This is a genomic window from Mesobacillus sp. LC4 (genome assembly GCF_053543455.1).
Genome location: NZ_JBGCUB010000004.1, coordinates 256247 through 282705 on the forward strand (window position 1 = coordinate 256247; position 26459 = coordinate 282705).

Here is a 26459-nt window from a genome sequence, read left to right on the forward strand (position 1 = left end):
TTATTTCAGAGTGTAATAATTCTGAGGATAGAAAGAGAGTATATCTAGATATACTCTCTTTTTCCCTGTAGAGCAATTGTCGAATAATAGGGAAAATTGAAATTAAATAGGAGGTGCACCCATATGGCAAAATACCTGTTAAAAAGGGTACTTTATATGCTTTTGACTCTTTTCATCATTGCGTCCCTAACATTTTTCTTAATGAAAATCATCCCTGGTACGCCTTTTGCTAGTGCGAACAAATTGAGCCCGGCACAATTGGAAATCATGAAGGCGAAATATGGTCTTGACGAGCCGGTACCTGTGCAGTATGCCAAGTATATTGGAAACCTGCTGCAAGGGGATTTAGGGGTTTCCTTTCAATTCAATAACAGGTCTGTTACAGATATGATTGTTGGCCGTCTTGGCCCTTCCGCTCAGCTTGGTGCACAAGCAATGATTTTAGGTACGATTCTCGGGATCTTACTCGGAATATTTGCGGCACTAAGACAAAATACATGGGTCGACTATAGCTCAACATTTATAGCGGTATTAGGTAAATCCATTCCAAACTTCGTGTTCGCTGGATTACTTCAATATTATATAGGGGTAAAACTGGGCTGGTTCCCGGTACTTTTCTGGCGAGGGTTTGAGTACACAATCCTTCCAACCATAGCTCTGTCCATGCTGCCAATCGCTATCGCTGCCCGATTCATGAGAACGGAAATGATCGAGGTTTTAGGTTCTGACTATATCATGCTGGCAAAAGCTAAAGGTGCGAGTTTCTTTGAAATTGCCTTTAAACATGCTTTAAGGAACGCTCTAATTCCTTTGGTAACAGTTTTAGGACCTTTGGCAATCTCATTGATGACGGGTTCACTAGTAATTGAAAAGATTTTCGCGATTCCTGGTCTTGGGGAGCAGTTCGTAGCTTCTATTACACTTAATGATTACCCTGTTATCATGGGAACAACCATTTTATTTGCTGCATTATTTGTATTTATCATCCTTGTTGTGGATATTCTTTATGGAATTATCGATCCACGCATCAGGCTGTCTGGAGGTAATAAGTAATGGCTGACTTTGAAACGCAAATTCCAAAAGATCGTTTTAGGCCGGCGGAAATCGATACGGCCAAGAGCGAGGAAATTAATAAGCCAAGCTTAACCTTCTGGCAGGATGCTTGGATGCGTGTCCGCAAAAATAAGGGTGCGCTTGTAAGTTTGATCGTTATGGCACTATTGATCATCATGGCATTCCTTGGACCGGTGATCAGTGGCAAGGAATTCGACACACAAAATGTAAGGCATAACAATTTGCCGCCTAAAATCCAGGGATTGGAAAATATCAGCTGGCTTCCTTTTGACGGAGTGAAGGTAAATAAAGCTGGAAAAGAAATCGATATGTATGAAGTCAAAAAAGTAGACGAATATTATTGGTTTGGTACTGATACTTTAGGACGCGACTTATTCACACGTGTCTGGAAGGGTACGCAAATCTCCTTGTATATTGCGCTTTTGGCTGCAGTCATTGATATGATAATTGGCGTTGCTTATGGCGCTGTATCCGGTTATTTCGGCGGAAGGTTGGATAACGTGATGCAGAGGATTACCGAAATCCTAGTAGGTATTCCGACGATGATTGTTGTTATCTTAATGATCCTTGTGTTGAAGCCTGGTATTATATCAATCACTGTTGCCTTGACGATTACAGGGTGGGTAGGAATGGCCCGTGTGGTACGTGCCCAGACGCTGAAGCTTAAGGAACAGGAATTTGTACTCGCTTCTAAAACCCTTGGAAACAGCGATGGCAAAATCATCTCCAAACACTTATTGCCAAACCTTGCTGGTGTCATTATTATCAATACAATGTTCACGATTCCTAATGCGGTATTCTTTGAAGCGTTCCTAAGCTTTATTGGACTTGGTCTTCAGGATCCATATGCATCACTCGGTACATTAATTGATGAAGGTTTTAAAGTGCTAAGATTGCACCCTCATGAGATGATAATTCCAGCTATTATCATCAGTACCATCATGATTACGTTCAATATGCTGGCAGACGGATTGCGCGATGCGCTTGATCCGAAAATGCGCGATTAAGGGGCAGGTGAATGTATTATGGAAAATATTTTAGAAGTTAAAGATTTAAATATCTCCTTCCATACATTCGCGGGCGAAGTTAAAGCGATCCGCGGTGTGAACTTTGAACTGAAAAAGGGAGAAACCCTTGCGATAGTTGGCGAGTCGGGATCAGGTAAATCAGTAACGACTAAAGCAATCATGAAATTGTTGCCTCCTGGCAATTCTGAAATCAAGCAAGGTGAAATTTTGTTTGAAGGCAAAGACTTAGCTAAGTTGAGCGACAAACAAATGCAGAAAATACGTGGTCAGGACATTTCGATGATTTTCCAGGATCCTATGACTTCTTTGAATCCAACAATGACAGTTGGAAAGCAGATCATGGAACCATTGATCAAGCATCAAAATATGAGTAGATCTTCAGCAAGTGAACGTGCAGTACAGCTTTTAAAGCTTGTCGGTATTCCTAAACCTGAGTTGCGAATTAAACAATACCCGCACCAATTCTCTGGTGGTATGAGACAAAGGGTGGTTATCGCGATTGCGCTTGCATGCAATCCGAAGGTTCTAATTGCGGATGAGCCTACAACTGCGTTGGATGTAACGATTCAGGCACAAATATTGGAATTAATGAAAGATTTGCAGAAAAAAATCGATACTTCCATCATTTTCATCACCCATGACCTTGGGGTTGTGGCAAACGTAGCTGACCGTGTAGCAGTTATGTATGGTGGTAAGATTGTCGAAATCGGAACGGTTGATGAAGTTTTCTATAACCCGCAGCATCCATACACTTGGGGATTGATTAGTTCGATGCCAAGCCTTGATGCGAAAGAAGAGGAACTTTACGCAATTCCTGGTACACCGCCAAACTTATTGCATCCGCCAAAAGGAGATGCTTTTGCACCTCGTAATGAATATGCAATGCAAATCGACTTAGAAGAACAGCCTCCAATGTTCAAAGTGTCTGATACACATTATGCTGCTACATGGCTGTTGCATCCAGATGCTCCTAAGGTAGAACCGCCGGAAGCTGTGAAGAGCAGAATGCGCAAATTCATGGGCACTAAATAACTGTAGGAGGAGGACTGGCTGATGGAAAATAGAGAAAAACTTCTTGAAATAAAGAATCTCAAGCAATACTTCAATATGGGTCAACCCAATGAAGTAAGAGCGATTGACGGAATTACTTTTGATATCTTTAAAGGAGAAACTCTTGGATTGGTTGGAGAATCAGGATGTGGTAAATCCACAACTGGCCGAACAATCATCAGGCTTTATGAAGCGACAGATGGAGACGTCCTTTACAAGGGTGAAAACGTACATGGCAAGAAGAGCAAAAAAGATTTAAAGAAGTTCAACAGAAGTATGCAAATGATTTTCCAGGATCCTTATGCTTCCTTGAATCCAAGGATGAAAGTTTCGGATGTTATTGCTGAGGGCATCGATATTCATGGCCTGGCGAAGAGTAAGCAAGAAAGAATGGAAATGGTATATGAACTGCTTGAAACAGTTGGTTTAAACAGAGAACACGCCAACCGTTATCCACATGAGTTCTCAGGTGGACAGAGGCAGCGTATCGGCATTGCACGTGCACTTGCTGTGCAGCCGGAATTTATTATCGCAGACGAACCAATTTCCGCTCTAGATGTTTCCATCCAGGCACAGGTTGTCAACCTGATGAAGAAACTGCAGCGTGAAAAAGGTTTAACATACTTGTTTATCGCACATGATCTTTCGATGGTAAAATATATTAGTGACCGAATTGGTGTAATGTACTTCGGAAAGCTAGTTGAGTTAACTACTGCTGAAGAATTGTACAAGAATCCACTTCACCCTTACACACAATCATTGTTATCAGCGATTCCGCTTCCAGATCCAGAATCTGAGCGCACACGCAGAAGAAAAACTTATGATCCGAATGTACATCAATATGCAGACGGTGAAGAAGTGAAGATGCGCGAAGTGGTACCAGGGCACTATGTCTATTGCTCTGAGAAGGAACTGAAGCAATATCAGCAACAACATGTGAAATAATCTTAACGATCTCTTATTTTGAGATCGTTTTTTTTTTCTTTTTGAAGGGGTAAGAGGTAAAGATCATGCCACGGAAATAAATTCCATATAAAAAATTCACACAATAATATCTAAATCTGTCGAAAGTGGGTAAAATAGACTTATAGATTCATAATATATAAAAATAGCTACTATTTGAGTGGTCGTATGTTTTGAAAGGAGAGGTGTTTGTGCAGTTAAGAAAAATCGCAGCAGCAGCACTATTGGCTGCCTCTTTTTCGCAAGCAGGGGGTACAGTGTTTGCAGAATCGAAAGCGCATGAAACAGAAAGGTTACCGGTCAGGGAGCATCAATCATTGGTCAGGGAGATTCCTGAGCAGATGCCAAGGTTTAAATTTGATTCAGGATACTCTTTTGAATATCCAGATGCTGTAAGAGGAATCTATGTTACTGGAAACTCAGCCGGAGGTGAGAGGTTTAATACTCTGACCAAACTTGTTGATGACACGGACTTAAATGCAATGGTCATTGATATTAAAGAAGACCATGGATATCTTACATATAAACCAGATGAGGATTCCCCTTTTAAAGATATTGGAAAGCCTTATATCAAAGATCCTGAAAAACTATTGAAAACGTTGGAAGAGAAACAAATTTACCCAATTGCAAGAATAGTTGTTTTCAAAGATACAGCTCTGGCAAACAAAAAGCCGGAGTGGTCATACAAGGATGGAAACCAAGTCTGGAAAAATGGCAGAGGTGAATCATTCGTCAATCCATTCGTGAAAGAAGTTTGGGATTATAATGTTCAAATTGCCATCGAGGCGGCAAAAATGGGATTCCAGGAAATCCAATTTGACTATGTTCGTTTTCCAGAGGGATTTGAAAAGAGAGATGCTGAGCTTCAATATTCAATGGGTGACTATAAAGATGTAGAAATGGATAATGTGCAAAAGCGGGTGAAAGCAGTGACCGATTTTGTAGCCTATGCTAGAAAGGAATTAAAGCCATACGATGTTAAAGTATCGGTTGATATCTTTGGTTATACGGCAACCCTTCCTGAAGCTCCGGGAATTGGCCAGAACTTCTCAAAAATATCAGAAAATGTTGATGTCATTTCTTCAATGATTTATCCGAGCCATTGGACTTCTTATTTCGGAATTGCCAAGCCTGACACAGAGCCATACCGTCTGGTTGAAGAATATGCAAAAATGGAAAAACAAAAACTTGCGGAGTTACAGAGCCCACCTTTATCACGTCCATGGCTCCAGGACTTTACAGCATCTTGGTTAGGTAGCGGTAATTACATTGTTTACGGAAAAAAGGAAGTCGAAGATCAAATCAGAGCATTGAAAGATCAGGGAATCAACGAATATTTATTATGGAACGCCAGCAACAGATACTCACCTAACGTTGATTACACCCCGTAAAACAAAAAAAGCCTGGAATGATTAGTTTATCATTCCAGGCTTTTTCATATCATTAGATAATCAATATGAAAATACGTTATAATAACAGATGGGATTAGGATTACTTCTTGCTGCCGCCGACATTTTTCCAGCCAGTTTGCAGACTTGTTGATTGATCGACGAATTCATTTCTTTTATTTCCACTAAAGAATCTGGTTCCTACGCCATTAGTAATGACACCAATTGTCGCGGTGATACCCACAATCAGTAAAGCAACGATAGTTAAATCCATTATGTAACCGCCCATGATAAACCTCCACCTTTTTTTTCACAAAATCGTGATCGTGATTTTGTGATAAATATAATTCATGATCCCCGTACATCTTTATTTTAAAAGAATTGTTCGTGTATTAAAAGCACTTTATAAAGAAAAAATAATACAAGTATTACGATCATGGTTATATAAGAAAAGCTGGGTGCTTATCGGGATGGAATAAAATCAAAAAGGAGATAAGCAATGCATTGGTATGAGAAACTAAATCAGTATTTCCCAATTGAGGAAATGAAATCAAAAGAGCATATGGAAACACTGCTAAAGGAAAGACCAGAGATTTACCATAAGGATGAAGGCCCAGGGCATGTTCTCATGTATGTTGAGACAGATGATTTTGTATTCATTGATTACCTTTTCGTGTCGAAGACGACTCGAGGCCAAGGACTTGGCCATAAATTAATCGAGAAGCTGAAGGAGAAGGCCAAGCCAATTATCCTCGAGGTTGAACCTGTTAATTATGAGGATACTGATACTGAAAAACGCCTGCGTTTTTATAAGAGGGAAGGCTTTGAGCATGCTCGTACGATTGGGTACAGACGCCGGTCGCTCGCTACGAAAGAAATCAATGAGATGGAAATCCTATACTGGTCACCGGACGAAGCGTCAGAGGATTTGGTTTATGAGGCAATGAAGAAAACCTATAATATGATTCATACTTATAAAGACGAAAAGTTTTATGGTGAATCATACCAGCCCGTTGAAGAAGTTTTGACTGTAGAAGACGAACGGGATGATTTACTACAAGATATCTAAGACACTAGCGCAGCCATTGTTTCTACATGGTTGCGTTTTCATTTTTGTGGAATTAATTGAGAATAAAACTTTTTTAAAAAAGTAGGTTTAACCCTGATGTGGCCGGGTAAATATAATTAAATTAGTAAAATGAAAACTAGACGGACACAACTGGCCGGAATTGTACGAATATTTATATAGATTGTACGTAGAAGGTGATGAAAAATATAATTTTCTTGAAACTTTTTTCTATTTCGTTCGTTATATATAGAGAAGAGTAAAAATAACCTTACATAACTACCCGGAATAATTTATCAAAAGGGATACCTTTTATTAAGTCATTGGTGTATAATAATCAATATGAATTATAAAATTAAACTTATTATTATTTAAGAAATGAAAGTTCATTTGAAGCAAATAATATATAAGTAAATCTAAGGGAGTGTGAATTACCAATGGTCACTTTATACACTTCACCAAGTTGTACCTCTTGCAGAAAGGCCAAGTCATGGCTGGAAGAACATGAAATTTCATATACTGAAAGAAACATATTCTCAGAGCCTTTATCTATTGATGAAATAAAGGAAATTCTACGTATGACCGAAGATGGAACGGATGAGATCATTTCTACTCGTTCTAAGACCTTCCAAAAGCTAGATGTGAACCTGGAAACAATGCCTTTACAGGAACTGTTTGAGGTGATCAAGGAAAACCCTGGCTTGCTTCGCCGGCCGATCATCATTGATGAGAAACGCCTGCAAGTTGGATACAATGAAGATGAGATCAGACGATTCCTTCCGCGTAAAGTCCGTACTTTCCAGTTACGAGAAGCTCAGCGTTTAGTAAATTAAACATAATATTTCATAAGGCTCCCATCATTTGGGGGCTTTTATTTGTTTTATGCAAGATAATATTTTCTGCTCGCCTGAACATGCAGGCAAATTGAAATTCAGCCATTTTTCTGTTAAAATGTAAAGAATACTTTAAATTAGTTGTGTTAAATTCCCATTTAAAGTTTGAATCGTCTGCTTGCTTTGCTTGGATCTAAAGGGATGAAAATCCTGTGCTTTAGTCAGCGCACTTGGCGTAATCCCCGCAGCATCCTCAACAGTAAGGCTATTCAGTCGATATCATTCATTAGCCTTTTATAAAAATGGGTGTATATTTTGTTTCCCAAATGGCTTAATATAACATAAAATAAAAGTACAAGATTGTATATTCATTTACACAGTCCCCTTTGTAAATCAAGGTGATTCAGACTTATTTATTAGGGGTATTGATAAAGACTAACTGCTTTTTTTGGGGGTATTTAGTCCCTTCAAATCTTTGCCTGGAAGGGAGAGAAAGCGAATGGAAATTGAGCGTATCAATGAGAATACGGTTAAGTTTTATATTTCATATATGGACATAGAGGAGCGCGGGTTTGACCGGGAAGAAATATGGTATAACCGTGATCGCAGCGAAGAACTATTCTGGGAAATGATGGATGAAGTCCATGCCGAGGAAGAGTTTGCTGTTGAAGGTCCTTTATGGATTCAGGTTCAGGCCCTGGAAAAAGGCCTGGAGGTACTGGTGACAAAGGCACAGCTTTCTAAAGATGGTCCCAAGTTTGAACTGCCGCTTCCAAATGACAAGCTAAAGGATTTGCCTGTTGATGAACGAATTGAGGAATTGCTTGACCATCAATTCAATCCAAAAGGAATTGAGGATGATGATTCGGCATTCGATGACGATTTAGAATTCCTTCTTTATTTCAAGGATTTCGAAGATGTCATAGCCCTTTCAAAAAGGCCAGGGATTGACAGTGTGAAAACCAGCTTATACAGCTATGAAGATAAGTATTATTTGTACATTGAATTTCCTGAGCAGGTTTTTGAAGATGAAGAGGAAATTGACAATATTCTAAGTGTCCTTCTAGAGTACGGTCAGGAATCGACAGTTACGGTTCACCGTTTAGATGAATACGGTAACAAGATTATCGGAGAAGATGTATTTAGTGTTATACGAAAACATTTTTCATGAGAGCAGGCCGATTTCAGAGATGGAATCGGCTTTTTTGATATAATTTTTTATGTATGAATCCCTTTACTTAATAGAAACGTATATATATCTATAGCTCCTAACCTTCGTTACGGGAAAAATCCAGAGAGAGAAAACAGGTGGTAACAATGAAGAACACTGTGCGGATCTTAACGTTTTTATTTATACTTGCTGGCATCTATTATTTGTTTTATGAAAAGCTTGACACGGTTTATCTTGGATATATCAGTATTTTTATGTCACTCACCGTGATTTTTATCAGCTTTGTAATATTCCTTGAGAATCGTCATCCAGCCCAGACACTGACCTGGATTGTCGTTCTTGGCGGTTTTCCGGTCGTTGGTTTTATTTTTTATTTATTATTCGGCAGGAATCATCGGAAGGAAAAAATGTTTCGCCGCAAATACTTTCTTGATAAACAAGCTTTTTCGAGGATAGAAGGGGACAGTGAAAGAGCAAACAAAGCAAGGATGCTGGAAATGGAGGAAGACCATCGCCGGTTATTCAATCTTGCCCAAAAGCTAGGTAACAGCCCTATCTCATTTGCAACTTCGACACAAGTCCTGACAAATGGAGACGAAACCTTTAGCCATATACTTGAAGAACTGAAAAAGGCAACCCACCATATTCACATGGAATATTACATTGTCCGCGATGATGAGATTGGAGAAGAAATTAAGGAGGTATTGATCAGTAAAGCAAGAAAAGGAGTAAAGGTCCGGTTTCTTTTCGATTCTGTTGGATCCTGGAAGCTTTCGAAAAAGTATATTGCTGACTTGAGTGAAGCGGGGGTAGAAGTGGTTGAATTCGGACCTGTCCGCCTGCCGTTCCTTAACAGTAAATTCAACTTCAGGAATCATAGGAAGATCATCGTCATAGATGGGACTGTCGGTTTTGTGGGAGGCTTGAATATCGGTGATGAATACCTTGGCAGGGACGAGGGATTCGGGTTTTGGAGAGATACTCATTTAATGGCGAAAGGAGAAGCGGTGCGGAGCCTGCAGTTGATTTTCCTTCAAGATTGGTATTACATGACGAATAATAGCTTTTTGACATCGGATTATCTATCTCCAGCATTGCAGGCGAACACTCATGGCGGGGTACAGATGATTGCTGGGGGACCGGATAATGAATGGAGTGTCATCAAAAATATCTTCTTTTCAATGATTTCCTCTGCCGATAAGTCTGTTTGGATCGCCTCACCATACTTCATCCCTGATGAAGACATTTTCAGTGCGATTAAAGTTGCCGCTCTCAGTGGCCTGGATGTCAGGCTATTAGTGCCGAAGCGACCAGATAAAAAAATCGTGTTCTTCGCATCGAGGTCGTACTTTCCAGAACTGCTCGAAGCTGGGGTGAAAATATATGAATATGAAAAAGGCTTCATGCACAGCAAAATCGTCATTGTTGACGGAGAGCTCGCTTCCATCGGAACTTCGAACATGGATATGAGAAGCTTCCACTTGAATTTCGAGGTCAATGCCTTTCTGTACAAAACGAGCAGCACGGTGAAGCTTGTAAAAGAATTTGAAAATGACATTCTCGATTCATCAGAGATTGTCATTGATGACTTCAATAAACGCCATATCGGCTACAGGCTTCTGGAATCGACATCTCGGCTACTGTCGCCAATGCTTTAAAACCTGGATCAAGTATCCGGGTTTTTCTTTTTTGTATAGGAAGTTATTCGATTTCGGTCCTGTCAATGAAGTCAAAGAACGACTTCACTGGCAGGTCCTCCAGCGCTTGTCGGGGCTGAACGAGGAACTTGCGCTTTTTGTACTTTGTGAACGTTTTATAAATCTTTTTATAGTAAAAAGGTTTTACCTCGGCTGCCTCGAATATTTCACAGTGGAAGGAGGCGCAAAGAATGTGCTAGTAGCAAATAAGAGCAATGGTGATCGATTATCCCTGGGTGAAAAGTGGCAAAAAAAAGATTTAATAGGCATCCGGTCAAGCGAGAAGTTTCACTGTCCGGAGTGCGGTGAAGAAGTCATCATGAAGTTGGGAAGCAAGAAGAGTTGGCATTTTTCACATTTGGCAGGGGGCAGCTGCGAATATGAGTATGATCGAGAATCTGAATATCATCGATCAGGCAAGCTGGCTCTTTATAACTGGCTAAAGAAACAAGGAATCAATGCAGTGTTAGAGAGTTATGATCCCTTAATGAAGCAAAAACCGGACATTGCCTTTGAATTCCAAAATCAAAAATATGCAATTGAATTCCAATGTTCAGTCATACCTGCTGAGATATTTGAGAAGAGAACAAAAACGTATTTCGGTCATGGGGTAATCCCGATTTGGATTGCTGCCGAGACCCTGATTAAACGGAAGACGAAGAATGTTGTAGGTTTGAATAACTTTCTCTATCTTTTCTTTCGTCTGCATCGGCACAATTGGAATATCCCGGCTTTTTGCCCGATTTCAGGACAATTCATCAACCTTCATGGAGCTATTCCAATTTCCTCAAGAAAAACCATCACTAGTCTTGAAGTGAAGTCTCTTAATCAATCTTCCATTCAGCACCTCATTAGTCCCGCTGCAGAAAGGTTTGCATTTATGAAAGCATGGCAAACAGAGAATCGAAAGTTGAAATCACAGTATCTGCGATCGCCTGGAGCAAGGAAAAACCGATTTCTAAAAGAGTTGTACCGTAACCGTTTGAGCCTTCTCTCTCTTCCTCCAGTTTTCGGTCTTCCAGTACACTCAAGCCCCTATATTGAAACCCCATCTTTCATCTGGCAAACCTATCTTTACCTTGATGTTTTTCGTTATTTTAAAAGAGGAGATATCATCTATTATTCGAGGATTCGTGAGGCTTTTGCCAATCGGGTCGAAAAGGGCGATATCAAGCTCAGGCAGCTCCCAGTTGCCGCCCACAGAGATGTCTGGCACACCCTTGCAGAATATGTTTTTCTTTTAACCAAACTATCGTATCTGGATAAGATTGACTCTGGTACAGTGAGGGTAGTAAAGGATATTGTGATGGCCGCTTCAATCGAAGACCAACTGAAGGCTGAAGCAGAATTTTTTGCTGAACATCAAAATAAAATTGGCCATTTGATTTTTAACTTAACATGAAAATGGGAAAGGAGGCGTAAAATAAGGAAGTTAAGAATGAGAATGTAGATACAAAAAAACTTTTCTGCTTCTTAAAATTAATGAAGGAATTAAGAATCCGTTAGCGAATATGTTACTAGAAAAGTTTTTCGAATTCCGAAATTGTTGTAAGGAGGATCCATATGTCAAATGAATCTGCAGTAAAGAAATTGCCAGCAAGAGACGAGGTTTCCACAGAGAATACGTGGAGACTTGAGGATATTTTCGCAGTTGATGAGCAATGGGAACAAGAATTCAATGAAGTGAAGGGCTTGATTCCTTCTGTCCAGGAGTATCAGGGCAAGCTAGGCGATAGCGCGGACCAACTATATAATGCACTACAGTTGCAGGATAAAATGCTTGAGCGTCTCGGAAGACTCTATACATACGCGCATATGCGCTATGACCAGGACACAACCAATTCCTTTTACCAAGGGATGGATGACCGTATCAAGAATCTTTATTCTCAAGCAGCAAGCGCGCTTGCCTTCATCGTACCAGAAATCCTCGCTGTGGATGAAGAGAAGATCAAGGGCTTTTTGAATGAAAAAGAAGAATTGAAGCTTTATGAGCATGCATTGGAGGAAATCAACCTTCAGCGCCCGCATATTCTTTCCGCTGAAGAGGAAGCACTTCTGGCTCAGGCTTCTGAGGTGATGAGCTCACCTTCAAATACATTTGGAATGCTGAACAATGCCGATCTCGAATTTCCTTCCATTAAGGATGAGAACGGAGAAGATGTGGAAATCACGCACGGCCGTTACATCAGGTTCCTGGAAAGCGAGGATCGCAGGGTTCGTGAGGATGCTTTCAAAGCTGTGTATAAAACATATGGCAGCTTTAAGAATACTTTTGCCAGCACATTGAGCGGCAATATCAAAAAGGATAACTTCAATGCAAGGATCCGCAAATATGACTCTGCGAGACATGCTGCGCTTGCTGCGAACAATATCCCTGAAAGTGTCTATGAAAACCTCGTGAATACGGTGAATGACAATCTGCATCTCCTTCACAGATATGTTAAGCTTCGCAGGAAGGTATTAGGCCTCGAGAAGCTTCATATGTATGATCTGTACACACCGCTTGTCAAGGATGTGAAGATGGAGATTCCTTATGGAGAAGCAAAGGAATATGTCCTAAAAGGTTTGGCACCTCTTGGCGATGAATATAACAATATCCTTCAAGAAGGATTCGAAAACCGCTGGGTGGATGTGTATGAGAACAAAGGGAAGCGCAGCGGAGCCTATTCATCAGGAGCTTATGGTACAAATCCATATATTTTGATGAACTGGCAGGACAATGTAAATAATTTGTTTACGCTAGCACATGAATTCGGACATTCCGTACACAGCTACTACACAAGAAAATCCCAGCCGTATCCTTACGGTAATTACTCAATTTTCGTTGCTGAAGTGGCTTCAACTTGCAACGAAGCATTATTGAATGACTATATGCTAAAAACCATCGATGATGAGCAGAAGCGTCTGTATCTATTGAATCATTACCTCGAAGGCTTCCGTGGAACAGTATTCAGACAAACGATGTTTGCTGAATTTGAACATATGATCCACCAAAAAGCCCAGAATAACGAGGCACTGACAGCTGATTCACTGACAAAGGATTACTACGAGCTAAACAAAAAGTATTTTGGTGAAGAGGATATCATGATTGATGAAGAAATCGGTCTTGAATGGTCAAGAATCCCACACTTCTACTACAATTACTATGTTTATCAGTATGCGACTGGCTTCAGTGCAGCAACGGCGCTCAGCAAACAGATCCTTGAAGAAGGCCAGCCGGCTGTTGACCGCTATATTGACTTCCTGAAATCAGGCAGCTCGGATTATCCAATCGAAGTATTGAAAAAGGCAGGCGTCGATATGACAAGTGCAAAACCAATACAGGAAGCATTGAAGGTCTTTGAAGAAAAGTTAAACGAAATGGAAGCATTGCTTTCATAAATAATGAAACCGGCCGCTCAGTTTATCGCGGCCGGTTTTTTTGATAAGGTCGAATTAAGTATACTGATGAAATTAGCTCGTAGATCTTGAAGGCAGATAGTTAAAAACCTTTGAACTTTTTACGGTTATTTAAATATATCAGTAAAATAAATAAAGACAGAAACAAGATAGGGGAAGTAAGATAAATGGGTAAGAGATGCATTAATCCAAGTATATGAAGAACAAATGAAAAAAGTATGAACAGAGCCATAAAAGAAAGTCCTAGTTTATCCAATTTAATCACTCCGAATCGCTTTATATTTCATTTATATGCGTACGCTCGGGCATTCATGAACTGTATTTGACAATATTGTGAAATAACACACAAGGTTATTGTGATAAAGAGCCAGGATGTGATATATTTATGGCGTGAAGTTGATCACAAGCAAACATTTACCCCTTTGTTTGACCGTGAAAAATTTCTCCCATCCCCTTTGTTCGTATAAAATAGAGAAGAGGCCTTGCAGTTGGAGAGCTGCAAGGCCTTTTTCTGTTCAAATCCTGTGAATCTAGGTAAAAGAATAGGGGGAAATATATATACACCAATTTGGAGCCGTACATCCGCGTTTTGTTATATAACCGTTCACTACTTACAACATATCAGCGGATTTTTAAATATATCGACCACATTATGAATTATATCAGCGGATTTTTAAATATATCGACCACATTCCAAATTAATCGATCCAACCATCTTTTCTAGAGCAATTCCCAAACAAAAGGAAAGCCTATACAAGGCTCAATTAAAAAAACCGTGCAAATGCACGGTCATCCTTCTTGGTAGCGCCAGAAAACCCCGTATTTAGCAGGGATTTGTTCGACTCTTTGTTTTAGCATCAATTTCTTCAATTCCTTCTCGGCCTGTTGGACGGTCATGTCATAGACAACAGCTACTTCCTTCGAGGCGACCATCTTATATTGCTTCAGGAATTGTTCAAGCATCGGCGGCTGTGCACGCTCTGGCTTTTCCTGAAGCATTTCTTCAAGAATCTGTACGTACACCTCATAAGGGTAAAGACCAGTAATCTTGATTCCCTCTTCCTCGACATTAGCATTAAAAAAGACGAAAGTCGGGATTTCCTGGACATCCATTTCATTCGTTATTTTTAAATCGCACTGAAATGCTTTTGCAGCGGTTTCAGAATGAATGTCGGTGACAAATTCCTCTACGTCTAAACCGACGCTTCTAGCGCAACTTTTTAACACCTCGAAGTTAGACACATTCTGTTTTTCAAGAAAAAGGACCTCCTGAAGCTTACGCAGGAATCGAATGCCTTTCTTTCTCCCCTGAAGTTCAGCTGACTTTATCGCAATCGAAGCTAAATATGGGGATGACACGGGGTTTTCAAACCACAAAGATCCGTCACAGGACATACCCGTTCTGCTAGCTGTTTTTTCCCAAAGATCAGCAATCGTTTCATAGCGTTTTTTCCTGCTCATGTTCAGGGTGGCCAGTTTGCCGCTTAATACATGTCGAATGGAAAAATACCTGCCATATTCGATTTGAAGTTTCTTGATGATAGGTTCAAGTGCCCAGCATTCTGGACAGAGCGGATCGACAAATATATAAATTTCAATAGGTTTTTTATCCAGGCTGTGGCAAAACTCTGATGGGTCATAGCTTAAAAGGTTTTCCCGACTCAGTTTCATAGGTTATCACCAGTTTCATCGTCTGGTGTATTAATCATATGCTGGGCGGTCAGGTAAAGTCTTGCGTAAAAGTCCTCCCTCACAGGTCCTTCAAGTCCTACGTCATCCATGGCCTCCGTCATGCAGGCGAGCCAGGCTGTCGCTCTGGTCGGCGTAATTTCGAACGGCAAATGGCGTGCACGGAGCATGGGGTGCCCATGTTCATTGGTATATAAGGGTGGTCCTCCTAAGTATTGAGTTAAGAACTGCTTTTGCTTTCGAGCAGTTTCCGTTAAATCATCAGGGAATATAGGAGCAAGATCAGGATGCATTCCAACTCGGTGGTAAAAAGCATCGACCAGCCGGTGAAGTGTCCTTTCGCCAATGGCTTCGAATGGTAAGGTCTTATTCTCAACCATATTGATAAACTCCTTTAAAATAGATTTTGAAATTTCATTCAGCTTTGATAGTTATGCTATTTATTGTAGCAATGCTAAATTTATATCTCAAACAAATCGTCTTGAATTTTGTAAAAACGGATTTTTTATTGATTGCTTTACTAATTTACACAAAAAGACCGCCTGTTACCACTAACAGACGGTCTAAACTAATGGGAATATTATCCTTTTAAAGCTTCCTTTTATCCGTAAAAGACATCCGTGACGTTCCTAACATAGTTTTGCGTCTCTTTGAATGGCGGGATTCCGCCATATTTATCTACATTTCCGGGTCCGGCATTATAAGCTGCAAGTGCAAGCTCCAGATTATCATCATACCTGTCGAGCATCTGACGAAGATATTTACTTCCAGCAATTATATTTTCCGATGGATCAAATACATTTTTAACTCCAAGACCCCTGGCTGTCGCAGGCATTAATTGCATCAGTCCTGAAGCACCGGCATGGCTGATGGCATTTGGATTGAAATTGGATTCCTTTTGAATGACGGATTTGATGAGCTTGGCTGGAATATTGAACATAGAAGCAGCCTGATCAATTATGCCGTCGAAATCCGCTTTGTTTTTACCTGCCACTTTAGACAGTTGGAATGGAGGAAGCATCTGTGCAATGTTTTGTTTTGGGAAATTGTTAACCGCAGTTTGCGCATTGTCAAATAACTCTTCCAACCTTGTGGCTGTAGCACCAAGAGAGTCGCTTTGATTCATAAGGATGCCGGAAAGCATTTCTTGAAAAAGTCCGTTTCCTGATTGGTTTGTTGGCTGGTTGAAGTTTTGGAGCGCTTGCAATTCAAGCATGACTTTTATCTGGTTAACATTCATCATGATTCTCCTGCCTGGTTCTTTTCTTGTAACAGATTATATTTTTTAGCGTAAAATCTTTTAATTTTATTATCGGTCGGCTTGAGTGAGATTTTTAGTTCTTCGAGTAATTTGGAGAAAACCTTATAACCTTCAGATTCATTCGTCACTTCATATTCTAGCTCATAATCTTCTGTATTTAAATAGTAACTATGGTCCAAAACAAGTAATCCATCTTTATACTCAACCTCAGCCCGCACGGTTGTCAGCGATCCAAAGTAGTTCAGGGAGCTTGAGCTATGCATAAGTTTTGAAACTGCGTGTTTTACTTCACCTTCAGGAAGCTCTCCAGAGGACAAAGCCTTCTGAGCCTGGCTGGCCGTCAAAATCTGGTTTGTTTCCAGCAACCCTTGTTCAGCTGGCTGCTTTAATGTCAATTCAAAACTTGATCCTTTTTCTCTGATCCTTAAGGCAGAACCTTTGTCCTTCAAGGCGAAGGTGTTTGTATCAAAATAATGGTTGATTTGTTTTTTGAATTGCTCTGGCTCTATATTGAAGTGTATCCTAAGTACTTGGAATTCATCTTGAGTCAGCATGTTCTTGAATTCTATTTCAATATTCTGGCTCACATTTCTCCGCCCTTTCCAGTATGTTGTCCTTATTATCTCTTTAAATCGGGTATGCTTCAATCCTTAGTAGAAAATGGTTCGTTATGATAAAATAAAAAAGATTATGGAGGTTGAAAAAATGAGCCAAAGAATTTTAATTACCGACGCGAAAATTGAAAATAATGAATTACATCTCACAGCGAACATAGAGACTGATCTTGCGGCTTTTGCTCCAACAGGGCAAATGCTCGTCGATTCCGATCAATTATCATTTGTTTATATTGTTGATCAAGAAGAAGGATACCGATACGTTACCATTCCTGAAGGCACATGGAGTGTTATTCAGAATGGTATCCAGGCAGGACTTGAAACGTTTTTAACGAATAAGAACGGAAAACTAAAACTGGATGGCTTCCAAAGTGAAATGGAATATTTGATTGAGAATATAACCGGAAACAGCAATTACGGAGAGGAAATGGTTGCGAAAGTGGAACAGGTATTTGCCGCACCCTCGGCTTAGGCTTTCGTGAATAGAACCGGATGAGGTGACTGAAGTGAAACACTGGGATCAATTTTTAGAACCCTATAAGCATGCTGTTGAAGAATTAAAGGTAAAGCTTAAGGGAATCAGGAGCCAGTATGAGCTCCATTCCGACCATTCCCCGATTGAATTCGTCACGGGAAGGGTAAAGCCCATTGCAAGCATACTGGATAAAGCCCATCAAAAAGGAATTTCACTTGATAAGCTTGACTCAGAAATGCAGGATATTGCCGGCCTTAGAATCATGTGCCAGTTTGTAGATGACATCAAGACAGTTGTGGAACTACTGAGAATCCGGAATGATTTTGAGATTGTTGAAGAAAGGGATTACATATCACATAAAAAAGCGAGCGGCTATCGCTCCTATCATGTGGTAATCCGCTATCCTGTCCAGACGATCCGCGGCGAAAGAAAGATACTGGCAGAAATCCAAATCAGGACATTGGCTATGAATTTCTGGGCGACAGTAGAACATTCACTTAATTATAAATATAAGGGGCTTTTTCCGGAGGATATAAAGATCAGGCTGCAGCGCGCAGCAGAAGCCGCATTCCGGCTCGATGAAGAAATGTCGACCATCCGAGGGGAAATTCAGGATGCACAAGCATTTTTTACACGAAAAAAAGAAATGCAACAGGATGGGAAGAATAGTTAAAATCCGAAATGCAGGGGTGTTTGATACATGAAATTTGCGATCACTTCAAAAGGGGATTCCCGGTCCAATACGTTGATGCATAAGATGAAGACGTATCTTTTGGACTTTGATCTACAATATGATGAAGATCAGCCGGATATTTGCATCTCGGTAGGAGGGGATGGCACTCTTTTATATGCCTTCCATCGATATAGCAGCAGGCTGGACAAAACAGCATTCATTGGAGTACATACCGGACACCTGGGCTTTTATGCCGATTGGGTCCCTGAAGAAATCGAAAAACTTGTCATCGCTGTGGCCAAAACGCCATACCAGGTGATTGAATACCCATTGCTGGAGGTTATCATCAGGTACCAGCATGGCGGGAGGGAAACAAGGTATCTAGCCCTGAATGAATCGACCGTCAAATCTGTTGAAGGCACCCTGGTCATGGATGTTGAAATCAGAGGGCAGCATTTTGAACGCTTCCGTGGAGACGGGTTATGCGTATCCACACCCTCAGGGAGTACAGCCTACAATAAAGCTTTGGGCGGAGCCATCCTGCATCCTTCATTAAGGGCAATCCAGGTTGCGGAAATGGCCTCCATCAATAACCGTGTATTCCGGACAGTGGGATCACCGCTGATTCTTCCTGATCACCATACCTGTACATTAAAACCGGTGAATAGGCCAGATTTCCAGGTAACGGTTGACCATTTGACACTTCTGCACAAAGACGTGAAATCGATTCAATTCCGCGTAGCCGATGAGAAAATCCGCTTCGCCCGTTTCCGCCCGTTCCCATTCTGGAAAAGGGTGCATGATTCCTTTATCTCTGATAGTGATTAAGAGGTTTTGGAGATAGGAACCTTATTGGACGTTAAAAACCGAGATTTTATGGACATTTTGAGGGTGATGCCGGTCCAAAATGTCTAAGAAGTAGTGTTTTATAGACATTTCGAGGTAGATGAACTCCCAAAATGTCTAAGAACTGGTGTTTTATGGACATTTCGAGGTTGATGAACTCCCAAAATGTCTAAGAACTGGTGTTTTATGGACATTTCGAGGTGGATGACGGTCCAAAATGTCTAAGAAGTAGTGTTTTATAGACATTTCGAGGTGGATGACGGTCCAAAATGTCTAAGAAGTAGTGTTTTATAGACATTTTGAGGTTAATGAACTCCCAAAATGTCTAAGAACTGGTGTTTTATGGACATTTCGAGGTGGGTGACGGTTCAAAATGTCTAAGAAGTGTGGTTTTATAGACATTTCGAGGTGGATGAACTCCCAAAATGTCTAAGAACTGGTGTTTTATGGACATTTCGAGGTAGTTGGACGTGCAAAATGTCTAAGAAGTAGTGTTTTATAGACATTTCGAGGTTGATGATGGTACAAAATGTCTAAGAAGTAGGCTTTTATAGACATTTCGAGGTGGATGAACTCCCAAAATGTCTAAGAACCTCCTTTTTGAATAATATCTTTAGATAGCTGAGCAACTCCGATTTTGTAGGAAGGTTTCAGAGCTGTTTTATCAATAAAGTAATCAAGCAAGTTAGTACTAATGAATGTAAACGACAGGAGCCGCTGATATGGCAAAAAACTTCACACTTGAATTCACAGCCGCACAAGCTGATCAGGGGATGATGTTAAGGGAATACCTCAAAGAGAAGGAAATTTCAAAATCTGCTCTGACAGACATCAAGTTCAAGGGTGGTTTTATTTCGGTGAATGGCCAAGAAGTGACTGTCAGGTATATTTTGCAATCCGCTGATGTTGTCAAAATTGAATTCCCTCCCGAAATCCCATCTGAGAGGATGAAGGGGGAGGAATTACCGCTTTCAATTGTGTATGAGGATGAATACTTGCTGGTAATCAACAAACCTCCGGGTATGAATACGATTCCTTCCCGGGAGCATCCGATCGGCAGCCTGGCGAGCGGACTGATCGGATATTATGAGAGAAATGGTATTTCCGCTACGACCCATATTGTTACCAGGCTCGACAGGGACACTTCCGGACTCGTTCTGATTGCCAAACATAGTCATGTTCATCATTTATTCAGTAAGCAGCAGCGTTCGGGTGATGTGAAACGGACATATGAAGCTTTTGCTGTAGGGGATGTTGTAAAGGATGAAGGGATGATTGAAGCGCCAATCGCAAGGAAGCCAGACAGCATCATTGAACGGGTAGTGCATCCAGAAGGACAATATGCCTGTACTTTGTTTGAGGTAATCAAACGATATCGAGAGTTCACTCATATGAACATCAGGCTAAAAACAGGCAGAACCCATCAAATCAGGGTTCATATGAGTTACCTTGGCCATCCGCTGATAGGTGATACTTTGTATGGCGGCAACAAAGACTTAATGCAAAGGCAAGCCTTGCATTGCAGGGAACTTACCTTTATCCACCCGTTTTTACATAAACCAATGCATTTTACAGCAAATCTTCCCAACGATATGGAAGAAGTGCTTAATGAAGGCAAGTCGTGCTAAGCACGATTTGCCTTTTTACATTTCTCTCAAATATTTCATCAGATATTTCCGTGAAAAAATCAAATCATAAGGAAGTAATGAATGAAATATGAAGGAGGAAACACCACTTGAACATATATAAACATGGAAAAGTAATGGCAGTATCCGCTGTCATGTTATTAGGGCTTGCAGCATGCAACAATAATGATGAAGCGATGGATTTACGTGACAACAGAATGACCACCCTGGGGAATAACCAGGAAAGCTATTGGGATAACGATGCAAATAGAATCAAGCAGCAAAGGCGAAGAGCAGAAATCAATACAGCAAAAAGAAATACAAATGATCAAAAGCTTAATCAAAAAGGCGGAAATGCAACGAGTGAAATCATGCAAACGCCTGATGGATTTATTACGATAGACCCGAACTCTTATAGTACGGGCATACCGAGCTCTGATTTTCCACACACACAAATGAATGGACAAGGAAGACTTACATTAACAGAAGGGCAACGAGCTGATCTGGATAAAATGCTGGCCGAATTGCAGCGCCGTACAGGTGTTGAACTCCCGCAATTGAATAGGGGAGGAATTCCTGCACCAAAACAAGGAGCAGCACCGACACCACAAGAAAGGGCAATTCCAGCTCCTGGACAAGGAGCAGCACCGGCACCACAAGAAAGGGCAACTCCAGCTCCTGAACAAGAAGCAGCACCGGCACCACAGGAAAGAGCAACTCCAGCCCCAGAACAAGGAGCAGCACCGGCACCACAGGAAAGAGCAACTCCAGTCCCAGAACAAGGAGCAGCACCGGCACCACAGGAAAGAACAGCCCCAGCTCCGCAAAAAGAAGCTGCACCAGCTCCAGAGCAAAAAGCAACACCGTCTGGTACCGAGCTCAGTGCGTTTGAAGCAAAAGTCATTGATCTGACCAACGAACAGCGCAGAAAAAATGGTTTGCCAAATCTGCAGCCCGATACAGCATTAAGCAATGTAGCACAGGAAAAATCCAATGATATGCAGGCAAAGAATTATTTTTCACATACGAGTCCTACTTATGGTTCACCGTTCGATATGATGAGGGACTTTGGGGTATCATACAACTCAGCTGGTGAGAACATCGCGATGGGCCAGCAGAGTGCAGAAGAAGTCGTGAACGCATGGATGAATAGTGAAGGCCATAGGAAAAATATTTTAAGTCCTAACTACACGCATATTGGAGTTGGGCATACAACACAGGGGAACTACTGGACACAAATGTTTATTGGAAAATAAAGCTGAAAAAGCTAACCATCGTATGTATGGTTAGCTTTTTCAATATGGGGTATTATTTTATCTCCCTGAATTTTTCCGGAACAAATGGCAGGGTGGATGGAACGGATACGAGTTCCATCTCTGGATACCGCAAGGCTGTCAAATTACCGCCAAACACAGCTCCTGTATCGATATTATAAGTATTATTGAGAACTCTTGGCTCTCTAACGGGTGTATGCCCATAAACAACGGCTGCTTTTCCTTGATAGTTCTTTGCCCAATCACGGCGGACAGGAGTCCCATCCGGATTGCTTTGCCCTGTGATGTCGCCATAGAGGACAAATGTTTTTACTTTAGAGTTATCTTTCCCTATATAATCTTCACGGATCCCCGCGTGTGCTATCACAAGGCGCCCCTGATCGAGGACATGGTATAGAGGTGCAGATTCATATAACCTGAGGAATTTTTCACGGAAATCATTCTTCACCTCTGGATTCATCGACATATATTCCGAAACAGTTGTCTCAAGTCCATGAGTCGTCTGGACTTTATTTCCTAACAGGTAGCGGTACAATTTATTGCAATGGTTTCCGGGAACATAAAAAGCAGATTTTTTATTTACAACTAAATCCCAAACCAGCTTTGCAGTTCTTATGGATTCTGGTCCGCGGTCAGTCAGATCACCGACAAAAGCAAGGTGACGGCCTTCAGGATGAACAGGAAGGCCAGTGCTCCAGTCGTATCCCATTTTTTTAGTGAGTTCTTCAAATTCAACAAAACAGCCATGGATATCCCCAATAATATCGAGGTACATATGGATTCCTCCTTAATTGTTCGTCTTCACCTCCGGAAAAAAAGACAATTTTACTTCAAAAAAGGGAATGTTAAGAAAAAAGACATACTAAATAATCCTGCATCTCACATATGTTGCCCAATTAATTTTAAATGAAAAAGAGTAGATAAAAGACAAAGAATTTAATAAATGCTAGTATAATGAAATGTACATAAAGGAAAGGGGGTAAGGTGTATGTCTGAAGAACGTCAAGAATCAGCATCTAGACAGCAAATCAATACTGAACTGCTGATGGAAGCACTTTACTCTGAAAAAATTGATGATTTCCGTGCGGAATTTTTAGACTTGCATCCATATGACCAGGCCGAATTTTTCAGTGAGCTTGATGATGAGGATCGTGCGAAAGTATATAATTTCCTTTCACCAGAAGAGATGGCCGACCTATTCGAGAACCTGGAAGCCGATGAAGAGGATTTTAAAGATGTATTGGCCCAGATGAATCCTAATTACGCGGCTGATATGCTTTCAAATATGTATGCGGATGACGCTGTGGATGTATTGAATGAACTTGATAAAGATCAGGTTGCCAGTTATTTGACGATCATGGACGAAGAGGCAGCACAGGAAATCAAGGACTTGCTGCATTATGAAGAATACACAGCCGGAAGTATCATGACAACAGAATTCATTGCGATTTCTGCCAATCAAACGGTGAGATCGGCCATGTATATCCTGAAAAAAGAAGCGCCTCAAGCTGAGACGATCTATTATATTTTCGTTATTGATGAAGATAAAAGGCTCGCTGGTGTTATATCTTTGAGAGACCTGATTGTGGCGGATGATGAAACGATGATTGCAGAGGTCATGAATGATCGCGTTGTATCCGTGTCTGTTGGAGAGGATCAGGAGGAAGTCGCCCGGATGATGAGAGATTATAATTTCCTTGCTCTTCCTGTCGTGGACTTCCAAAATCATCTTCTAGGAATCATAACGGTTGATGACATCATCGACGTAATGGAAGAAGAGGCTTCTGATGATTACTCAAAGCTGGCAGGTATCGCAGATCTTGATACCGTGGACCGAAATCCGTTAACCGCTGCCAAGAAACGTCTGCCATGGCTCATCATTTTGCTTTTTTTAGGCATGTTCACGGCAAGCTTGATTGGTAGATTTGAGGATACTTTGGATAAGGTAGCTATTTTAGCGGTATTCATTCCGCTTATCGCCGGAATGGCGGGGAATACTGGAACCCAGGCACTGGCTGTAGCTGTCAGGGGAATTGCAACTGGGGACCTTGATAAAGAGAGCAAATGGAACATTATCCTGAGAGAAGCGGGAACTGGATTCATTACTGGTGCTGTTTGTGGTGTCCTTGTCACATTTATTGTGTATTTCTGGAAAGGGGAATTATTCCTCGGAGCGTTAGTCGGCATTTCCATCTTCATTACGCTGATCATTGCAACGCTGGCAGGGTCGCTGGTTCCGCTGCTCATGCACAGGTTGAAAATCGACCCTGCTGTCGCATCAGGTCCTTTTATCACCACAATCAACGATATCATCAGTATCTTGATTTATTTTGGAATTGCTACTGCTTTCATGAGCTATCTTACTTGATATCTGAAATTAAAATGAATCCTACTTAACAAAGGAGGGAAGTGGATGGAACATCATGCTTCGATTACCTCACTCGTAATCGTCATCATTGTTGCATTTTTAACACCAATTTTATTACACCGGTTAAAATTGAATTTCATACCAGTAGTCGTTGCCGAAATCATCATGGGCTTGATCATCGGTAAAAGCGGATTTAACATCGTCCATGAAGATGCATGGCTTAGCACCCTTTCAACGCTGGGGTTCTTGTTCCTGATGTTCTTGAGCGGACTTGAGATTGACTTCACCGCATTTTCCGGCAATAAAAAAAATAATAGCAGGAAAGCTAATGAGCAAAAAGAGCCAAATACGTTCGTGCTAGCCACAATCATCTTCATTGGCATCTTTATAGCCTCATTAGGATTATCGTATTTATTCGTCCTTGCAGGCTTTATCGAAAATGTCTTCTTAATGACATTGATCATTTCGACGATTTCACTAGGAGTCGTGGTACCTACCTTGAAGGATGCGCATCTGATGAAAACCAATATTGGTCAGACAATCCTGTTGGTGGCGGTTATTGCCGACCTGGTAACGATGATCCTGCTCGCTGTCTTTGTCTCTCTTTATGATGGAGGGGAAGGGAACACGTGGCTTCTGCTAGTCCTGTTTGCGGCGGGTGTCGGGCTGTATTTTATCGGAAGAAGTTTCAAAAACCGAACCTTCATAAATGCTCTTTCGACAGGAACAACACAGATTGGCACACGTGCCGTTTTCGCCCTGATCATTTTACTGGTTGCGATCTCTGAAACGGTAGGAGCCGAAAATATCCTGGGAGCTTTCCTTGCAGGTGTCCTTGTGTCCCTGCTCGCACCTGATCAGGAAATGGTCCATAAGCTTGATTCTTTTGGCTATGGCTTCTTGATTCCAATCTTCTTCGTAATGGTTGGCGTGGACCTTGATGTCTGGTCATTGTTCAGTGATAAAAAGCTTTTATTGTTAATTCCGTTATTGCTTTTGGCGCTGTTCTTGTCAAAATTAGTCCCGGTCTATTTGCTGAAAAAATGGTATGACACGAAAACAGTCCTTGCAGCTGGTTTCCTGTTGACATCTACTTTGTCGCTTGTCATAGCGGCGGCAACAATTGGTGAAAGAATGGAAATGATTACACCGGAGATGAGCGGAACACTGATTCTTGTAGCAGTCATCTCCAGCGTTCTGGCACCGATTTTATTCAAAAAGCTGTTCCCGCAGGAAAAGAATGAGGAAGTTAAAGTCAAGGTGGTATTCATTGGTGCCAATCAGATGACACTTCCTGTTTCACGTGCTTTGCAATCTTCTCTGTATGAACCTGTTCTTTATCATACAAAACAGGAAAAAGCGGATAAACAAATTGCGGATTCTGTTTTTGATATCATTGAGATGGAGAACTATGATATTGAAACACTTAAAAAACATGAAGTATTTGACGCGGATATCATTGTTATTTCCACAGGCGATCCTGACATGAACGCAACCATTGCTATGAGTGCGAAGGAGCATGGAGTAGAACGTGTCATCGCAAGAATTGAAATTCCGGATTTGGCAGAGAAAGCCCAGGGAGAGGGAGTTGAGGTATTCTCGGTCCTGCGTTCCTCTGAATCATTGCTGCGTGCCATGATTGAATCACCAGGGGTCATGACGATTCTGACCAATCAGGAAAATTCTCTGCATGAAATCAGGATGCTGAATGATCACTTCGACGGTATGACGCTAAGGCGCTTCCCATTCACAGGCGATGTCATATTTGTTCGTATTTTGCGCGAGAACGAATCAATTGTCCCTCATGGAGATACCGAAATGAGGCTGAATGATCGCCTGATCGTAACAGGTTCCAAGGAATATGTCGATGAACTTAAACGTGAGCTTGAATTCTGTTTTTGGTGCTAATAGAAACTAAACCCGCCTTCCCGGCGGGTTTTTCTTTTCAAATGGAGAATTATAGTG

Annotated in this window: 24 protein-coding genes; 18 read left to right on the forward strand and 6 right to left on the reverse strand. The window is 41.1% G+C overall.

Annotated features, from left to right (window positions below):
• Positions 1 to 123 precede the first annotated feature (123 nt).
• The 5 genes from opp3b (at position 124) to AB5I83_RS14605 (ending at position 5506) form a co-directional block, all read left to right on the forward strand.
• On the forward strand, positions 124 to 1053 hold the full coding sequence (gene opp3b / locus AB5I83_RS14585; RefSeq protein WP_448976167.1) for an oligopeptide ABC transporter permease: 930 nt from the start codon (positions 124 to 126) through the stop codon (positions 1051 to 1053).
• On the forward strand, positions 1053 to 2081 hold the full coding sequence (opp3C, locus tag AB5I83_RS14590; RefSeq protein WP_448976169.1) for an oligopeptide ABC transporter permease: 1029 nt from the start codon (positions 1053 to 1055) through the stop codon (positions 2079 to 2081). Before opp3b ends, opp3C begins: the two co-directional genes overlap by 1 nt.
• An 18-nt stretch (positions 2082 to 2099) precedes the next feature.
• Positions 2100 to 3134 carry an ABC transporter ATP-binding protein gene (locus AB5I83_RS14595; RefSeq protein ID WP_226644581.1) on the forward strand — a complete coding sequence of 345 codons (1035 nt, stop codon included), beginning with the start codon at positions 2100 to 2102 and terminating at the stop codon, positions 3132 to 3134.
• 21 nt (positions 3135 to 3155) lie between these two features.
• The gene (locus tag AB5I83_RS14600) at positions 3156 to 4097 is read left to right on the forward strand and encodes an ABC transporter ATP-binding protein (RefSeq protein WP_226644578.1); all 942 of its coding nucleotides are present in this window, start codon (positions 3156 to 3158) and stop codon (positions 4095 to 4097) included.
• Positions 4098 to 4372: 275 nt separating this feature from the next.
• The gene (locus AB5I83_RS14605; protein ID WP_448976468.1) at positions 4373 to 5506 is read left to right on the forward strand and encodes a putative glycoside hydrolase; all 1134 of its coding nucleotides are present in this window, start codon (positions 4373 to 4375) and stop codon (positions 5504 to 5506) included.
• A gap of 100 nt (positions 5507 to 5606) precedes the next feature.
• Here the strand turns inward: AB5I83_RS14605 and AB5I83_RS14610 are convergent, their stop codons facing one another.
• Positions 5607 to 5792, reverse strand: a complete 186-nt coding sequence (locus AB5I83_RS14610) for a hypothetical protein (RefSeq protein ID WP_041968165.1) — start codon at positions 5790 to 5792, stop codon at positions 5607 to 5609.
• 210 nt (positions 5793 to 6002) lie between these two features.
• On the opposite strand from AB5I83_RS14610, the gene AB5I83_RS14615 reads away from it, so the two are divergent.
• The 6 genes from AB5I83_RS14615 to pepF all read left to right on the forward strand — a co-directional run bounded on the left by AB5I83_RS14615 (position 6003) and on the right by pepF (position 13651).
• A complete protein-coding gene (locus AB5I83_RS14615; protein ID WP_448976172.1) occupies positions 6003 to 6572 on the forward strand; it encodes a GNAT family N-acetyltransferase in 570 nt (189 codons plus the stop codon).
• A 434-nt stretch (positions 6573 to 7006) separates the two neighbouring features.
• Positions 7007 to 7402, forward strand: coding sequence for a transcriptional regulator SpxA (gene spxA / locus AB5I83_RS14620; RefSeq protein WP_167833817.1), 396 nt, complete (start codon positions 7007 to 7009; stop codon positions 7400 to 7402).
• A gap of 499 nt (positions 7403 to 7901) precedes the next feature.
• Entirely contained in the window at positions 7902 to 8573 is a 672-nt protein-coding gene (mecA, locus tag AB5I83_RS14625; protein WP_448976174.1) for an adaptor protein MecA, read from the forward strand.
• 146 nt (positions 8574 to 8719) lie between these two features.
• On the forward strand, positions 8720 to 10231 hold the full coding sequence (gene cls / locus AB5I83_RS14630) for a cardiolipin synthase (protein ID WP_448976176.1): 1512 nt from the start codon (positions 8720 to 8722) through the stop codon (positions 10229 to 10231).
• A gap of 232 nt (positions 10232 to 10463) precedes the next feature.
• The gene (locus AB5I83_RS14635; protein WP_448976178.1) at positions 10464 to 11672 is read left to right on the forward strand and encodes a competence protein CoiA; all 1209 of its coding nucleotides are present in this window, start codon (positions 10464 to 10466) and stop codon (positions 11670 to 11672) included.
• Positions 11673 to 11833: 161 nt separating this feature from the next.
• Positions 11834 to 13651 (forward strand): oligoendopeptidase F, encoded by a 1818-nt coding sequence (gene pepF, locus AB5I83_RS14640; protein WP_448976180.1) that lies wholly within the window; start codon positions 11834 to 11836, stop codon positions 13649 to 13651.
• An 807-nt stretch (positions 13652 to 14458) separates the two neighbouring features.
• Here the strand turns inward: pepF and AB5I83_RS14645 are convergent.
• The 4 genes from AB5I83_RS14645 to AB5I83_RS14660 form a co-directional block, all read right to left on the reverse strand.
• Positions 14459 to 15340: a ClpXP adapter SpxH family protein gene (locus AB5I83_RS14645; protein ID WP_448976182.1), complete on the reverse strand. Its 882-nt coding sequence runs from the start codon at positions 15338 to 15340 to the stop codon at positions 14459 to 14461.
• A complete protein-coding gene (locus AB5I83_RS14650) occupies positions 15337 to 15738 on the reverse strand; it encodes a globin domain-containing protein (RefSeq protein WP_167833811.1) in 402 nt (133 codons plus the stop codon). The genes AB5I83_RS14645 and AB5I83_RS14650 overlap by 4 nt, the downstream gene beginning before the upstream one ends.
• A 221-nt stretch (positions 15739 to 15959) precedes the next feature.
• Positions 15960 to 16598, reverse strand: coding sequence for a lytic transglycosylase domain-containing protein (locus AB5I83_RS14655; protein ID WP_448976470.1), 639 nt, complete (start codon positions 16596 to 16598; stop codon positions 15960 to 15962).
• Positions 16598 to 17206: a CYTH domain-containing protein gene (locus tag AB5I83_RS14660; RefSeq protein ID WP_448976185.1), complete on the reverse strand. Its 609-nt coding sequence runs from the start codon at positions 17204 to 17206 to the stop codon at positions 16598 to 16600. Before AB5I83_RS14660 ends, AB5I83_RS14655 begins: the two co-directional genes overlap by 1 nt.
• Positions 17207 to 17324: 118 nt before the next feature.
• On the opposite strand from AB5I83_RS14660, the gene AB5I83_RS14665 reads away from it, so the two are divergent.
• The 5 genes from AB5I83_RS14665 (at position 17325) to AB5I83_RS14685 (ending at position 22108) form a co-directional block, all read left to right on the forward strand.
• On the forward strand, positions 17325 to 17705 hold the full coding sequence (locus tag AB5I83_RS14665; RefSeq protein WP_448976187.1) for a UPF0738 family protein: 381 nt from the start codon (positions 17325 to 17327) through the stop codon (positions 17703 to 17705).
• Between the two features lie 34 nt (positions 17706 to 17739).
• On the forward strand, positions 17740 to 18381 hold the full coding sequence (locus AB5I83_RS14670; protein ID WP_448976189.1) for a GTP pyrophosphokinase: 642 nt from the start codon (positions 17740 to 17742) through the stop codon (positions 18379 to 18381).
• 27 nt (positions 18382 to 18408) lie between these two features.
• Entirely contained in the window at positions 18409 to 19209 is an 801-nt protein-coding gene (locus tag AB5I83_RS14675) for an NAD kinase (protein WP_167833807.1), read from the forward strand.
• Positions 19210 to 19949: 740 nt separating this feature from the next.
• Entirely contained in the window at positions 19950 to 20855 is a 906-nt protein-coding gene (locus AB5I83_RS14680) for an RluA family pseudouridine synthase (RefSeq protein WP_448976191.1), read from the forward strand.
• A 107-nt stretch (positions 20856 to 20962) separates the two neighbouring features.
• Positions 20963 to 22108: a CAP domain-containing protein gene (locus tag AB5I83_RS14685; RefSeq protein ID WP_448976193.1), complete on the forward strand. Its 1146-nt coding sequence runs from the start codon at positions 20963 to 20965 to the stop codon at positions 22106 to 22108.
• A 52-nt stretch (positions 22109 to 22160) separates the two neighbouring features.
• Here AB5I83_RS14685 and prpE read toward each other — a convergent pair whose 3' ends face one another.
• A complete protein-coding gene (gene prpE, locus AB5I83_RS14690) occupies positions 22161 to 22901 on the reverse strand; it encodes a bis(5'-nucleosyl)-tetraphosphatase PrpE (protein WP_448976195.1) in 741 nt (246 codons plus the stop codon).
• 270 nt (positions 22902 to 23171) lie between these two features.
• On the opposite strand from prpE, the gene mgtE reads away from it, so the two are divergent.
• Both mgtE and AB5I83_RS14700 read left to right on the forward strand, forming a co-directional pair.
• The gene (mgtE, locus tag AB5I83_RS14695) at positions 23172 to 24494 is read left to right on the forward strand and encodes a magnesium transporter (RefSeq protein ID WP_448976472.1); all 1323 of its coding nucleotides are present in this window, start codon (positions 23172 to 23174) and stop codon (positions 24492 to 24494) included.
• Positions 24495 to 24539: 45 nt separating this feature from the next.
• Positions 24540 to 26402: a monovalent cation:proton antiporter family protein gene (locus tag AB5I83_RS14700; protein WP_448976197.1), complete on the forward strand. Its 1863-nt coding sequence runs from the start codon at positions 24540 to 24542 to the stop codon at positions 26400 to 26402.
• Positions 26403 to 26459: the final 57 nt, after the last annotated feature.